This is a genomic window from Actinobacillus lignieresii (assembly GCF_900444945.1).
Lineage (GTDB): Bacteria > Pseudomonadota > Gammaproteobacteria > Enterobacterales > Pasteurellaceae > Actinobacillus > Actinobacillus lignieresii.
In genome coordinates this window covers 189,011-202,161 of the sequence record NZ_UFRM01000001.1, presented here as the reverse complement: position 1 = coordinate 202,161, position 13,151 = coordinate 189,011, and the positions used below count along the sequence as shown (strand labels likewise).

Sequence of the window (13,151 nt, the reverse complement as noted above, 5' to 3'; positions counted from 1 at the left end):
CTATTTCTTATCAATCAAATTCTTTACCGCCAAAATGACCCCAAGCCCAATAAATGCACCGGGAGGTAAAATTGCCAGTAATAAACCCGAGTCTAAGTGTAACACATCAATTCGTAAAGATTTCGCCCAATCGCCCAGTAATAAATCCAAGCCGTCAAATAACGTACCGTTACCAATCAGTTCACGCATTGCACCTAACGCCACAAGGCTTAACGTCATGCCAAGCCCCATGGCAAAGCCGTCAAAAGCGGAATGCGCTACCGAGTTTTTAGACGCAAAAGCTTCCGCCCGTCCGATGACGATACAGTTAGTTACAATCAGCGGAATAAAAATACCAAGCGATTGATAAACCGGATAAGCAAAGGCATTCATTAATAATTGAACCGCCGTTACCACGGTGGCAATCACCATCACATAAATCGGAATACGAATATCGTTCGGAGTAAATTTACGGAATAACGACACCATAGTATTCGTACAAACCAGCACTAATAAGGTCGCCAAACCGAGTCCGAGCGCATTAGTCACATTATTTGATACCGCCAATAACGGACAAAGCCCTAACAGCTGCACTAAAGCACCGTTATTTTTCCACACGCCTTCAGCAAGCAAATTACGCCAAATTGACGGTTCCGCCGGCGTTGTGGTATCGATTTCCGTCACCGGAATTTGATTCTCAGTATTCATACAATTCTTTCTTATTTACAGCTTGCAAAAGTTTCTAATTGTTCGGGAGATTTTGCTAATTCCGTGACGACCCATTTTGCGCTTTGGCGCACATTATTCACTACCGCACGAGGAGTAATAGTCGCACCGGTAAATTGGTCAAACTGACCGCCGTCTTTTTTTACCGCCCATAACGATTCATTTTCTAGGCTAAATAACTTGCCGCTAAACGACAAAATCCAATTTGAAACACGTGTTTCAATTTTATCGCCCAATCCCGGCGTTTCTTTATGTTCTAACGTCCGTACGCCAAGCACTTTGCCGTCCGGTTGAACGCCCATCAACAAAACAATATTGCCTGAATAACCGTCCGGTGCCGTCGCTTGAATCGCATAAGCGGTCAAATTTTCCGATTTTTTTGCAATATAGATGCGATTTAAATAAGGTGCGTTCGGTAAGTTCACTATTTTACAAGAGCCTAGCAAATCATTATCAAAATGGCTCGCAGGCACAACTTCTTGTAAGAATTGGCGCTGTTGAGCCGCCGTGACTTCATCAATCCGTCCTTTGGTGAGCAAATAAACACCGGTCGAAACGGCAGTGCAAATAAGCGCAATCGCGCCTAGTAATAACGCATACTTAACGGTAATTTTTGAGGTATTCATTATCTTCCGCTTCCATATAATCGTGGTTGAGTGTAATGGTCAATTAACGGCACGCAAATATTTGCCAATAATACCGAAAACGCCACCGCATCCGGATAATTGCCGTAATAACGGATTAAGTACACAAATAAACCGATTAAGCCGCCGAAAATCAATTTACCGCGAGGCGTAATCGAAGCAGTAACCGGATCGGTTGCAATAAAGAAAGCGCCGAACATCATTGCACCGCTAAAAAGCTGGCTAACGACATTTAAGTGAGTATGCGGTAACAATAAATCGGTTAGCCCGCTCAATAAAGCAAACATCCCTAACATCGCCGCCGGAATTTGCCAGTGAATAATGCGTTTATAAATTAGCAACAAACCGCCGGCAAGAAACGCCAAATTAATTTGCCACCAACCGTTTGCGAACAAGCCGCTAAAAATCGGCGATTGTAATACGCCTTCTACGCCTAATTTCTGCATACTGGTTTTGGCGCTGTCGAGCGGCGTGGCTTGTGCGATACCGTCCACACTGCCCAGTAATTGATGTACGCTAAAGCCGTCACTGGTTACGCCGGAAAACACTAACGAAATAGCATCGCCGAATGTCGGCGGTTCGTTTAATAAATCAATCGGTACAAGCCAGCCGGTCATTTGTACCGGAAACGAAACCAATAATAACGCATAAGCAACCATTGCCGGATTAAATAAATTCTGCCCTAAACCGCCGTAGGAATGCTTCGCCAGTAATAACGCCACAATGATCCCGATTACAATGATCCAATAAGGCGCATAAGGCGGAATCGACATGGCTAAAATCAGCGCAGTTAATACACCGCTTAAATCCGCAACATAAAAAGCGGTCGGTTTTCGACGCAATTTTGCAATAGCGATTTCAATCGCTACCGCCAACAACAGTGCGATAAAAACTTGAATAAAAACACCATAACCGAAAAAATACGCTTGCATCCCCAACGCGGGTAACATTGCAACCATAACCCATAGCATAAATTTCGCCGTTAAATTGGACGAATGGGTATGGGGAGAACTCACCATTTTAAACATCAAATCATTCCTTTCCCGTTTAAATTCTCGGTAAATTTAAATTAAATCGAATCGCTAATAAACGTATCACAATCACGGTAACGACCGTGGCAATATCTACCCAGCGGCTTTCAACGCCGGCGGAATAGAACAACACAAAAATCACACCGCCGATAAGACTTGCCGTGACATATACTTCTTTTTGTAACACAATCGGCACTTCATTACGTAGAATATCTCGAATCACGCCGCCGAAACAGCCGGTCATTCCGCCTAATGCAATCGCAATCAACGGATGTAAGCCGAAATCCAAGCCTTTTTGCACCCCAATAACAGTAAACACACCCAAACCAATCGCATCGAAAATCAGTAAACCGGTTTGCCACTCTTTTTTACTGAAATTATTTTTAAAAACCGCAGTGATAATTACCGCAAGAGTGATCATCAAAACATAAATCGGTTGCTTCATCCAAAAAACCGGCGTACTGCCGATCATCACATCACGCAACGTACCGCCGCCGACACCGGTCACAAACGCTAAAATGAACATACCGAAAATATCCATTTTATGTTGTCGAGCCGCAATTGCCCCGGATACGGCAAACACGATCGTGCCGATCAAATCTTGAATAAATAAGAATGACCAAGGAAAAGGCGGCAATAAGCTGTCGAATAAATTAGTCATTTGATAACCCTTGACTCATTTTTTTCGCTTTCGCTCTAGCAATTGCCGCCGCGACTGCCGCCTTACGTGGGTCTTCCGCTTCAGTTGCCGTTACAACTTTTTCGGCATTTTCGACCGCTTGTTCAGCGGATTGTTGTGCCGCTTTCTTCGCTTTCGCTCTGGCTAACGCTGCTGCGACCGTTGCTTTACGCGGGTCTTCCGTTTCTGTTGCGGTTACAACTTTTTCGGCATTTTCGACCGCTTGTTCCTGTTCTTGCTGATCGGCTTGTTGTGTCGCTTTTTTCGCTTTGGCTCTGGCTAATGCTGCTGCGACCGCGGCTTTACGTGAGTCTTCCGCCTCTGTTGCGGTTGCAACTTTTTCGGCATTTTCGCCCGCTTGCGCCTGTTCTTGCTGATCGGCTTGTTGCGCTGCTTTTTTCGCTTTGGCTCTGGCTAACGCTGCCGCGACCGCCGCTTTACGCGGATCTTCCGCTTCTGTTGCGGTTGCAACTTTTCCGGTATTTTCAACCGCTTGTTCCGGCGCTTGAGCTGCTTTTTTCGCTCTTGCACGCGCTAATGCGGCAGCAACCGCAGCTTTCTTAGGATCAGTCTCTTCTACTTGCTGCACAGTATTGATAGAAAGATTGTCATTTACTTCATTTTTAACTTCGGCATGTTTTGCCAAACGTCTTGCTCGGCGTTGTGCCATTAATTCGCTATTATCCGGCTCGCCGTTTGCTTTAGCTTGTACAGGCTCTGCAGTTTGTGCTTCCGCTTTTTTTGCTTTGATTCGAGCCAAAGCAGCGGCTACCGGATCTTCACCGGCAGAATTTGCTATTTCTTCTCGGCGTTTATCCGCCGCTTGCGCGATACGTGCAGTTCGAGCGTCTTTTTCTTTTTGCAAGCGAGCTTCTCTCGCTTCAAAACGAGCTTTCGCCTCTTCCGCTTTTTTCGCTTTTTCTTCGATTTCCGTTATTTTTGCCTTTTCTTGGCGAAAATATTGAATCAGCGGAATATAACTCGGGCAAACGTAAGCGCAGACACCGCATTCGATACAGGCATCCAAATGGTATTCTTTTGACTTATCGTGATCTTCCGAGCGTGCATACCAGTAAAGCTGTTGCGGCAGTAACCCGACCGGACAAGCATCCGAGCAACTTGAACAACGAATACAGCTGCGCTCAGGCTCCGGCGGCGCGTATTCAAAATGATCCGGCGCAATAATACAGTTTGCCGTTTTGGTAATCGGCGCTTGTAAGGATTGCAAAATAAAACCGGTCATCGGTCCGCCTAAAAACACCGGAAAACGGCTGTCCGCTTGATAATCGACCTGCTCCAATAAATGTTGAATCGGCGTTCCGAGTCTTGCCCACACATTGCCTTTATTGCGAATTTTATCGCCGGTTAGTGTTACCACGCGTTCAATTAACGGTTCATCGTCCATTACCGCACGTTTAACCGCAAACACCGTTCCGACATTGTGCATCACAATGCCCATTTCAATCGAACGTTTGCCTTGCGGAATTTCCAAACCGGTTAATACCTGAACTAATTGATCGCTTGCACCGGACGGATAAATAGTCGGGATGACTCGTAACGTAATATCGTTCGAACCTTTTAAGGCTTTTTCTACCGCTTGGATCGCCTGCGGTTTATTATCCTCAATCGCTAACACCACTTCTTCCGGACGTAGCACGTAACGCAAAATACGAATCCCCTCAAGAAACTCGTGGGTATAATCCTGCATTAAACGGTCGTCACAAGTAATATACGGCTCGCACTCCGCACCGTTGATAATCAATACTTTGCAACGCTTATCCGCTAGGCTGAGTTTTGAAGCGGTCGGGAATACCGCACCGCCCAAACCGGCAATGCCGTATTGGTAAACTTTTTCGATAATTTGACCGCTTGTCAGCGTTAAAAAATCGTCAATCGGTCGGCGTTCAATCCATTCGTCTTTACCGTCCGTTTCAATAATCACGGTAATCTCGGGTAAACCGGACGGATGTGCCGACACATAAGGCTCGATACCGATAACCGTGCCCGATGTCGGTGCGTGTACCGGTAACTGGCGATAGTTATCGCCTTTGGTCAGCGGCTGTCCTTTTAATACGTTATCACCGACTTTAACCAAAAGTTCGCCCGCCCAACCCGAATGTTGCACAACCGGTACATAGAAAAATTTAGGCAAATGCAAACTGCGAATCGGTTTTTGATTCGATTGCTTTTTATTTTGCATCGGGTGAATCCCGCCCGGGAATTGCCATAATTCTCCGGATCGGTTGCCTTGGCGAATACGATCCAATACCTCTATCGCATTACTCATTTTTACCTCCGCCAATCACCAATTTTTTCTGTAACTCTGTCGTATTTACCACCGGAATGACTAAATTCTCGTCAAATTGCCAATTCCACGTTTTGGTTGTCGTTTGTTGTTTTACCATTTCAATACAATTTGTCGGGCAAGGCGCGACACATAATTCGCAACCGGTACATAAATCGGGAATGACCGTGTGCATCGCTTTATTGGTACCGATAATCGCATCAACCGGACAGGCTTGAATACATTTGGTACAGCCGATACACATATCTTCGTGAATCAATGCCACCTTCACTTCCGGCTCGGCAACGCCGTCCATTGCAGGCACTTCCACACCCAATAGATCCGCAATTTTTACCACCAAAGGTGGACCACCCGGCACGCATTTGGTAATTTGATCACCGTTGGCTATCGCTTCCGCATACGGCTTGCAACCGGGATAACCGCATTGCCCGCATTGGCTTTGCGGTAACAAGGCATCAATTTGTTCGACGATAGGATCGGCTTCAACTTTTAACTTAATTGAAGAATAGCCTAAAATCGCACCGAAAATCAGGGCGATCACAGCAATAGCGATAATGATATAAACAATAATAGGAAATGCTAACATTAGATTTTTACCAAACCGGTGAAGCCCATAAAGGCAAGCGACATGAGTCCCGCCGTAATTAAAGCGATGGAAGCGCCTTGGAACGGACGCGGTACGTCCGCCGCCGCCAAACGCTCACGCAATGCGGCAAATAAAACCAATACCAAAGAAAAACCTAACGCCGCACCAAAGCCGTAAAGTACCGATTCAACCAAATTATTGGAAAGATTTACGTTTAATAACGCAACACCGAGTACCGCGCAGTTAGTCGTGATTAACGGCAGATAAATACCGAGCAAACGGTATAAAGTCGGACTGGTTTTGTGGACGATCATTTCCGTTAATTGCACAATCACCGCAATAACTAAAATAAACACCAATGTACGTAAAAATTGCGCCTCTAAAGGAATTAATACGTAAGTTTCGACGAGATATGCCGACAACGAAGCGACGGTCAGCACGAAAGTGGTCGCCATCCCCATACCAATCGCGGTTTCCACTTTTTTAGACACCCCCATAAACGGACAAAGCCCTAAGAATTTTACTAGGACAAAGTTATTTATGAGTGCGGTACTGATAATTAAAAGAATGTAATCGACCATAGTATCCACAATAAAAGACAAAATAAAAATAAGCGGTTGTTTTTAGTGAAAATTTTGCAAGAATTCCGCAAAATCCTACCGCTTATTCTTTAGAAATTATTTATAAAAATGATGGTTATTATCCTGTTTTTTAGCCGTTCTAACAATAAAAAATATTAGGTATATGGACTTTTCTAAGCGAATCCGTACTGAAAATTATCTGCACAAGGTCCACAAAAATTTACAATCCGTTATCCGCTTTATTTTTCCGTCACTTAGCAAATTGCAACCCCTCCCCTGCAAATTTTTTGATTTTATTTTCAAAAAAAATGACTAAAATAACACAACATCTTGTGTTGATAATTGATTAAAACACAATATATAGTAACATTTTTATAACAAATGAAAAACCTCAGATTTTGCTCGGAACAAATTGTTTGGCAAGAAGTGCCGCACGAAACCTCACTCGCCTTCTTAATTACCGGTTGCCCGTTAGGCTGTAAAGGCTGTCATAGTACAGAAAGCTGGAAATTAGGAAGCGGTCAAATTTTGACAAAAAATTACCTCACCGAGCAATTAAATAAATACCAAGGCTTAATCAGCTGCGTACTTTTTATGGGCGGCGAATGGCTACCCGAACAACTGATTCCGCTACTGAGTTACTGCAAACAAAGAGGGCTACAGACTTGCCTTTATACTGGGCTTGAACGAGATGAGCTTTCCGCAGAGTTACTTTCGCAATTAACCTACCTAAAAACAGGGCGTTGGATTGCAGAAAGAGGCGGTTTAAGCAGTCTTACCACCAATCAACGCTTTATTGATTTACGCACCGGCGAAAATCTCAATCACTTATTTATCAAGGGAGTTTAATTACATGATTCGCTTACAACCTAATCAACTTGAAGGCAAGTTAGGCTTTATTGAGCATTATCTGCACGCAAAAAATGCAGCGGACGGTTCCAAAATGGATGCGAATGCCAATGTTACGCAAAAAAATATTGCGACAATGGAAAACGAAATGATGAAAGACTTCTTTGTGCAAATTAATCGTGCCAAAGTGAGCAATAAAATTGCGGAATTATTTGATGAAGAACTTGCGGGCGAATACTTACGTCAAATTGAAGCGCATGAGATTTACGTACATGATGAGACAAGCTTAAAGCCTTATTGCGTATCGGTCACAATGTACCCTTTCTTACGTGATGGGCTCACCAAATTAGGCGGAGAATCCAAAGCACCGAAGCATCTTGCATCATTCTGTGGTTCTTTTGTGAATTTTGTGTTTGCGGTCAGCTCACAATTTGCCGGTGCGGTTGCCACCGTTGAATTCCTCACGTATTTCGACTATTTTGCGCGTAAAGATTTTGGTGATAACTATCTCGAAACCCACCGCAGTGAAATCGAAAACCACCTACAACAAGTGGTTTATAGTATTAACCAACCGGCTGCCGCTCGTGGCTACCAAAGCGTGTTCTGGAATATTTCGCTTTATGACAAACACTATTTTGAAGCGATGTTCGGTAATTTTGTCTTCCCTGATTTTGAACGTCCAAATTGGGAAACAACTGCCGCACTACAAATTTTCTTTATGAAATGGTTTAACCAAGAACGCTCTAAAGCGATTTTAACTTTCCCGGTAGTAACGGCGGCAATGCTGACCGAAAACGGTAAATGTAAAGACAATGAATTCGCCGATCAAATGGCGGAAGAACTGTCACAAGGTAACTCATTCTTTATTTATCAATCAGATAATCCTGATTCGCTCGCTTCTTGTTGCCGTTTACGCAATGAAATCTCAGATCATACGTTCTCTTATTCATTAGGTGCCGGCGGCGTGGCGACCGGTTCGATTAACGTCATTACCATCAATATGAACCGTTTAGTGCAAGATGGGCGTGACCTAGAGGAAGAAGTCGGCAAGATCCATAAATATCAATACGCTTATCGTAAATTAATGGAAGAATATTTAGCCGCCGGAATGCTACCGGTTTATGATGCGGGATTTATTTCTTTAGATAAGCAATTCCTCACGATTGGTATCAACGGAATGGCAGAAGCCGCCGAATCACAAGGCTTGACCGTTGGTTATAACTCGGATTATATGCAGTTTGTACAAAGTCGTTTAAAAGTCATTTTTGAAGCAAATCAGACCGCTTCCAAAAAATATGGCGTGAAATTCAATACCGAATTTGTACCAGCGGAAAATCTCGGGGTAAAAAATGCGAAATGGGATAAAGCAGACGGTTATTTTGTACCTCGTGATTGCTACAACTCTTATTTCTATGTGGTTGAAGACGAAAATACCAATGCTTTGGATAAATTCTTACTGCACGGGAAAGAGCTCATTGAGTGGCTAGATGGCGGCTCAGCGCTACACCTTAATTTAGATGAAGCACTTACTCAAAGTGGCTATCGCTCATTACTTGATATTGCGGCAAAAACCGGATGTAACTATTTCTGTATCAACGTCAAAATCACGATTTGTAACGAATGTGCACATATTGATAAACGCACCTTATGCAGCTGTTCAAAATGCGGTTCACAAAATATCGACTACGGCACACGCGTGATCGGTTATTTAAAACGCGTATCCGCCTTCAGCTCCGCCCGCCAAAAAGAACACAGCTTGCGTTTTTATCATCGAGAAGCGGCTTAACCCTCTCTGCAAAAATTGCCTGACGCAATTTTTACTGTCTCTCTCCCACAAGGGGAGAGAGTGTTTTCTATTGAAATAGTCGAACAAATATCAAAAGACTAAATAAAACTGAAATGCTGGCACCAGTGTCCTCACTCGTGCCTTTTCTTTTTGAAGCTTAACACCGCTTAAGAGGAAATAATACAAACGAGATACTTATACAAGTCCCCCTCCTTAGCAAAGAGGGGTTAGGGGAGATTTGATAAGAAAAAAAATTATCGTGCTTTTGTAATCTGGTTGGTTCTCACATCAAACACATCCATTCCGCCAGCGAGGGCGGCTTGGATACCGAGATCTGCGTCTTCAAATACAAGGCAATGTTTAGGTTCTACGCCTAAACGCTCGGCACATAATAAAAAGGTTTCCGGCGACGGTTTATGTTCTTTCACATCATCCGCATCGACAATCGTATTAAAATACGGGCGGAGATTAAATTTATCGAGTAATTTATAGGCTTGGATCCGATGTGCGCCGGTGCCTACTGCTAATGGCTTTTTACCTGAATAGTGTTGGATAATTTCAAACGCTGGTAACAGAGAAGAATGTTCATAGGTAAGATCCATCGCAATTTTACGCTTCATTTGCACTACTTCTTCCAATAATTCCATCGGCATATTTGCTCGTTGCATAATTTCACGTCCGATGGTGTAAGTGGTTGCACCGCCTAGCTCGTACATTACCGAGCTATCCACTTGATAGCCAAAATGTTCGCCGGTAATCTCCCACGCCTTCGCATGGCTTGGCATCGTATCAATAATAGTGCCGTCCATATCAAAGATAAGAGCCTGATACTGATCCAAAATTTCTGTACTGACTAACATCGCTTTCTCCTAAATACGTTCTTTAATACCACCAAATTCTTCAATCATTTTTTGCGTAAATAATTTAAGTTCTTCGGTCATTAACAAGAAGTCCGCATCGAAACGTTGAGCAATATCTTCTTTTAAAATATCGTCATTTTTCTCACGCACTTCATCGGCAAATTTCACACGGGAAAGCGTAGCATCTTCATTTAATACGCACGAGAAATGGTTCTCCCAATCAATTGCAAGTTTTGTGACAAATTTGCCCGCTTGTAAATGTTGAGCGATCTCTTCGCTTTCCAGATCTTGGCGTTTGCAACGAATCACGCTATCCGTATCAAAAGATTTTAACTCTGCTTCTTCCAATAAACTCAACCAATTCGGCGTATGTCCTTTGGCAATCCAGTTCGTCATCACTTCACTCGGCAATAAAGCGAACGAAATCGGCACAACGGGTAGCGATCCTAAGGTTTTACGCAATAATGCGAGCGTATCCTCCGCTCGTTTGCTTGAGCCTGCATCAACATAAACGAGCTGTGCATCTAAATCCAACCAAATTGCGGTGAATTGATGTTTACTGAATGCTCGAGGCAACAACATTGCCACCACATCATCTTTGATCGCCTGTTTTTCGGTTTTCTTAAGCTTACGGGCTTCTTTTTCTTCTAAAACGGCAATACGCTCTTCCGTTTCTTTTTTAATCACATTCGCCGGTAATAGCTTATCTTCTTTATGCGAAACCAACAAAAACTGTTTGCCCTGAGAAAAATGTAATAATTCCGAGCCGGAAAGCGGACTCGACCAACCGAATTTACTCATATCGCTTTGCGAACAAGGGCTAAATTTGGTTTGTCGCAGTTGCTCTTCCAGAGAACTACTTTCCAACGAAAGTGGCGAAGTCAGGCGATAAATCATGACATTTTTGAACCAGAACATTTTTATGATCCTTTTAGGGTGTTAGAATGGGCAAAATTCTAACAGATTTCTCTTTTGGGCTCTAATCAAATCTCCCCTTCCTTTTTTCTAAAAAAGGGAATTTTAGGGCTGATTGGAGAACCGCTCCCCTCTTTTGCAAAGAGGGGCTGGGGGAGATTTTTATGAGGGTAAAAATGAATCATCAAAAACTTGCCTTTATCGGCACTGGCAATATGGCATACGCCATCATTCAAGGCCTACTCAAAAGCCATTATCCCGCCTCGCAAATTATCGCTTGCAACAAAAGCAATTTAGCTCGCCGAGCGGAATTACAAGCGGTCGGAATTGCGAAAAATTTTACCAATCGTGAAGCAGTTGAACAGGCGGAAGTCGTGGTGTTAGCGGTCAAACCGCAAATGATGGCGGAAGTTTGTAGTGAATTTTCAACGGTGGATTTTTCCAATAAAACCGTGATTTCTGTCGCAGCAGGGATTTCAGTTGCCCGTTTAGAACAGCTTTTGCCTACTGCTAAAAATATTATCCGCACCATGCCAAATACACCTTCGCTGATTGGCGAAGGAATGACCGGGTTATTTGCAAAAAAATCGGTAAATTCGACCGCTTGTCAATTTGCCGAGAGCCTAATGTCCGCAGTCGGGAAATGCTATTGGGTCGAACAAGAGCAACAAATCAATCATATTATTGCCGTAACAGGCTCAAGCCCGGCGTATTTCTTCCGTTTTATGGAAGCGATGCAACAAAGTGCAATGCAAATGGGGTTTAGTGAAGCGGATGCACGTTTGTTGGTGCAACAAGCCGCGTTAGGCGCTGCCAAATTAGTCGAAGCAAATCCGAATACTTCACTTGCTATACTACGAGAGAACGTGACCTCAAAAGGCGGAACAACGGCACAAGCCTTAGCGGTATTTGAACGGCACAAATTAACCGAAACGGTCGATCAAGCAATGCAAGCGGCTATTCAGCGTGCGGAGGAAATGGAGCAGCAGCTATGATCAAGCTAACGCCGTTCCAATGGTCGGCATTTAATTTCTTCGGCTTCTTTTGTGCCTACGGGGTATTTTTACCATTCCTACCGGTTTGGTTAAAACAGTATGGATACAGTACTGAAATAATCGGTTTACTCGCCTCCTTCGGTTATTTGTTTCGCTTTGCCGGCGGAATGTTAGCTTCACAGCAAGTGAAGTCGCCCAATCAATTAATCCCTACGGCTCGTATTCTCACATTACTGAATCTGATTGCGATCGTTGTTATTGCATGGTCGGCGGAATCGATTTGGTTACTATTTCCTGCATTAATGCTTTTCCATATTTTTAATGCCGGTGCAATGCCGATTGGCGACAGTATCGCTTCACTTTGGCAACAACAAGTCGGTATCGATTACGGCAAAGCGCGCTTATTCGGCTCGATTGCCTTTGTGGTCGGTTCATTAAGTACCGGCTATTTAACCGGTTGGCTAGGGGAAGGTTCAATTATTTGGATTATGTTCGTTTTCTTTATCTTACTAGGTTGCGGGCAATTACTTACGCCGACAGTCGGCTTTGAAAATCAACAAGATAAGAAATCTTCATCAAATCTCAGCTATTGGCAGATTCTCAAAGAACCGACTACGCTGCGTATGATGCTTGCCGTGTCATTAATTCTTGGCTCACATGCCGCTTACTATACTTATAGTACGATTCACTGGTCGGCTGCCGGTATCTCCACCCAAACCAGCAGCTTGTTATGGGGATTTGCGGTATGTGCCGAAATTCTGTTTTTCTTATTTTCCAACCGCTTGTTTAAATCATGGCGTATTGCACATTTGATGATGATTGCAAGCGTTATAGCGATTATTCGTTGGTCAATTTTAGCTTCAACCACTGAAATTACTTTGTTGGTGATCTCACAAACGTTCCATGCCATCACGTTCGGCATGGCACATTATGCGATGATTCGTTATATTTCCGCTCAAAGTCCGGACAAAATTACCAAATTACAAGGCTTATATTTTGCGTTATCGAATTGTGGCTTTACCGCTATTTTTACCTTCGTATCAGGTATGCTCTATCAAGATATGCCGAATTTTGCTTTCTGGCTGATGGCAATTATCGTTATACCGGCAATTTTTATCGTGCCGAAAAAATTTAATACGACATTACGTTAATCTAAAAAATAAGCGGTCATTTTTTGCTAAAAACTAACAAAAAACGACCGCTTATGTATTGTAA

The 13,151-nt window shown here is 43.4% G+C and carries 13 protein-coding genes; 4 read left to right on the top strand and 9 right to left on the bottom strand.

Annotated features, from left to right (window positions below; translation table 11 throughout):
• Genes DY200_RS00925 through rsxA form a run of 7 tightly spaced genes read right to left on the bottom strand, consistent with a single transcriptional unit; the run spans position 1 to position 6,531 of the window.
• A complete protein-coding gene (locus DY200_RS00925) occupies positions 1 to 687 on the bottom strand; it encodes an electron transport complex subunit E (protein ID WP_005616651.1) in 687 nt (228 codons plus the stop codon).
• An 11-nt stretch (positions 688 to 698) separates the two neighbouring features.
• The gene (gene rsxG, locus DY200_RS00920; RefSeq protein ID WP_005595908.1) at positions 699 to 1,331 is read right to left on the bottom strand and encodes an electron transport complex subunit RsxG; all 633 of its coding nucleotides are present in this window, start codon (positions 1,329 to 1,331) and stop codon (positions 699 to 701) included.
• Positions 1,331 to 2,377: an electron transport complex subunit RsxD gene (gene rsxD, locus DY200_RS00915; protein WP_115586556.1), complete on the bottom strand. Its 1,047-nt coding sequence runs from the start codon at positions 2,375 to 2,377 to the stop codon at positions 1,331 to 1,333. The genes rsxG and rsxD overlap by 1 nt, the downstream gene beginning before the upstream one ends.
• Positions 2,378 to 2,396: 19 nt before the next feature.
• On the bottom strand, positions 2,397 to 3,041 hold the full coding sequence (locus tag DY200_RS00910) for a trimeric intracellular cation channel family protein (RefSeq protein ID WP_005611285.1): 645 nt from the start codon (positions 3,039 to 3,041) through the stop codon (positions 2,397 to 2,399).
• Positions 3,034 to 5,346 (bottom strand): electron transport complex subunit RsxC, encoded by a 2,313-nt coding sequence (rsxC, locus tag DY200_RS00905; protein WP_115586555.1) that lies wholly within the window; start codon positions 5,344 to 5,346, stop codon positions 3,034 to 3,036. Before rsxC ends, DY200_RS00910 begins: the two co-directional genes overlap by 8 nt.
• A complete protein-coding gene (rsxB, locus tag DY200_RS00900; RefSeq protein ID WP_115586554.1) occupies positions 5,339 to 5,950 on the bottom strand; it encodes an electron transport complex subunit RsxB in 612 nt (203 codons plus the stop codon). Before rsxB ends, rsxC begins: the two co-directional genes overlap by 8 nt.
• Complete coding sequence (gene rsxA / locus DY200_RS00895; RefSeq protein ID WP_005595894.1) at positions 5,950 to 6,531, bottom strand: electron transport complex subunit RsxA; 582 nt, start codon at positions 6,529 to 6,531, stop codon at positions 5,950 to 5,952. The genes rsxB and rsxA overlap by 1 nt, the downstream gene beginning before the upstream one ends.
• A gap of 381 nt (positions 6,532 to 6,912) precedes the next feature.
• Between rsxA and nrdG the strand changes: the two genes are divergently transcribed.
• Positions 6,913 to 7,380 (top strand): anaerobic ribonucleoside-triphosphate reductase activating protein, encoded by a 468-nt coding sequence (nrdG, locus tag DY200_RS00890; protein WP_115586553.1) that lies wholly within the window; start codon positions 6,913 to 6,915, stop codon positions 7,378 to 7,380.
• A gap of 4 nt (positions 7,381 to 7,384) precedes the next feature.
• Positions 7,385 to 9,166 (top strand): anaerobic ribonucleoside-triphosphate reductase, encoded by a 1,782-nt coding sequence (gene nrdD, locus DY200_RS00885; protein ID WP_115586552.1) that lies wholly within the window; start codon positions 7,385 to 7,387, stop codon positions 9,164 to 9,166.
• A gap of 254 nt (positions 9,167 to 9,420) precedes the next feature.
• Here the strand turns inward: nrdD and DY200_RS00880 are convergent, their stop codons facing one another.
• Both DY200_RS00880 and rdgC read right to left on the bottom strand, forming a co-directional pair.
• Positions 9,421 to 10,026 (bottom strand): beta-phosphoglucomutase family hydrolase, encoded by a 606-nt coding sequence (locus DY200_RS00880; RefSeq protein WP_005600193.1) that lies wholly within the window; start codon positions 10,024 to 10,026, stop codon positions 9,421 to 9,423.
• Positions 10,027 to 10,035: 9 nt separating this feature from the next.
• Positions 10,036 to 10,944 (bottom strand): recombination-associated protein RdgC, encoded by a 909-nt coding sequence (gene rdgC / locus DY200_RS00875; protein WP_115586551.1) that lies wholly within the window; start codon positions 10,942 to 10,944, stop codon positions 10,036 to 10,038.
• Positions 10,945 to 11,117: 173 nt separating this feature from the next.
• Here rdgC and proC point away from each other — a divergent pair, with 173 nt between their 5' ends.
• Both proC and DY200_RS00865 read left to right on the top strand, forming a co-directional pair.
• On the top strand, positions 11,118 to 11,936 hold the full coding sequence (gene proC, locus DY200_RS00870; RefSeq protein ID WP_115586550.1) for a pyrroline-5-carboxylate reductase: 819 nt from the start codon (positions 11,118 to 11,120) through the stop codon (positions 11,934 to 11,936).
• Positions 11,933 to 13,087 carry a 3-phenylpropionate MFS transporter gene (locus DY200_RS00865; protein WP_115586549.1) on the top strand — a complete coding sequence of 385 codons (1,155 nt, stop codon included), beginning with the start codon at positions 11,933 to 11,935 and terminating at the stop codon, positions 13,085 to 13,087. The genes proC and DY200_RS00865 overlap by 4 nt, the downstream gene beginning before the upstream one ends.
• The last annotated feature ends 64 nt before the right edge of the window (positions 13,088 to 13,151 follow it).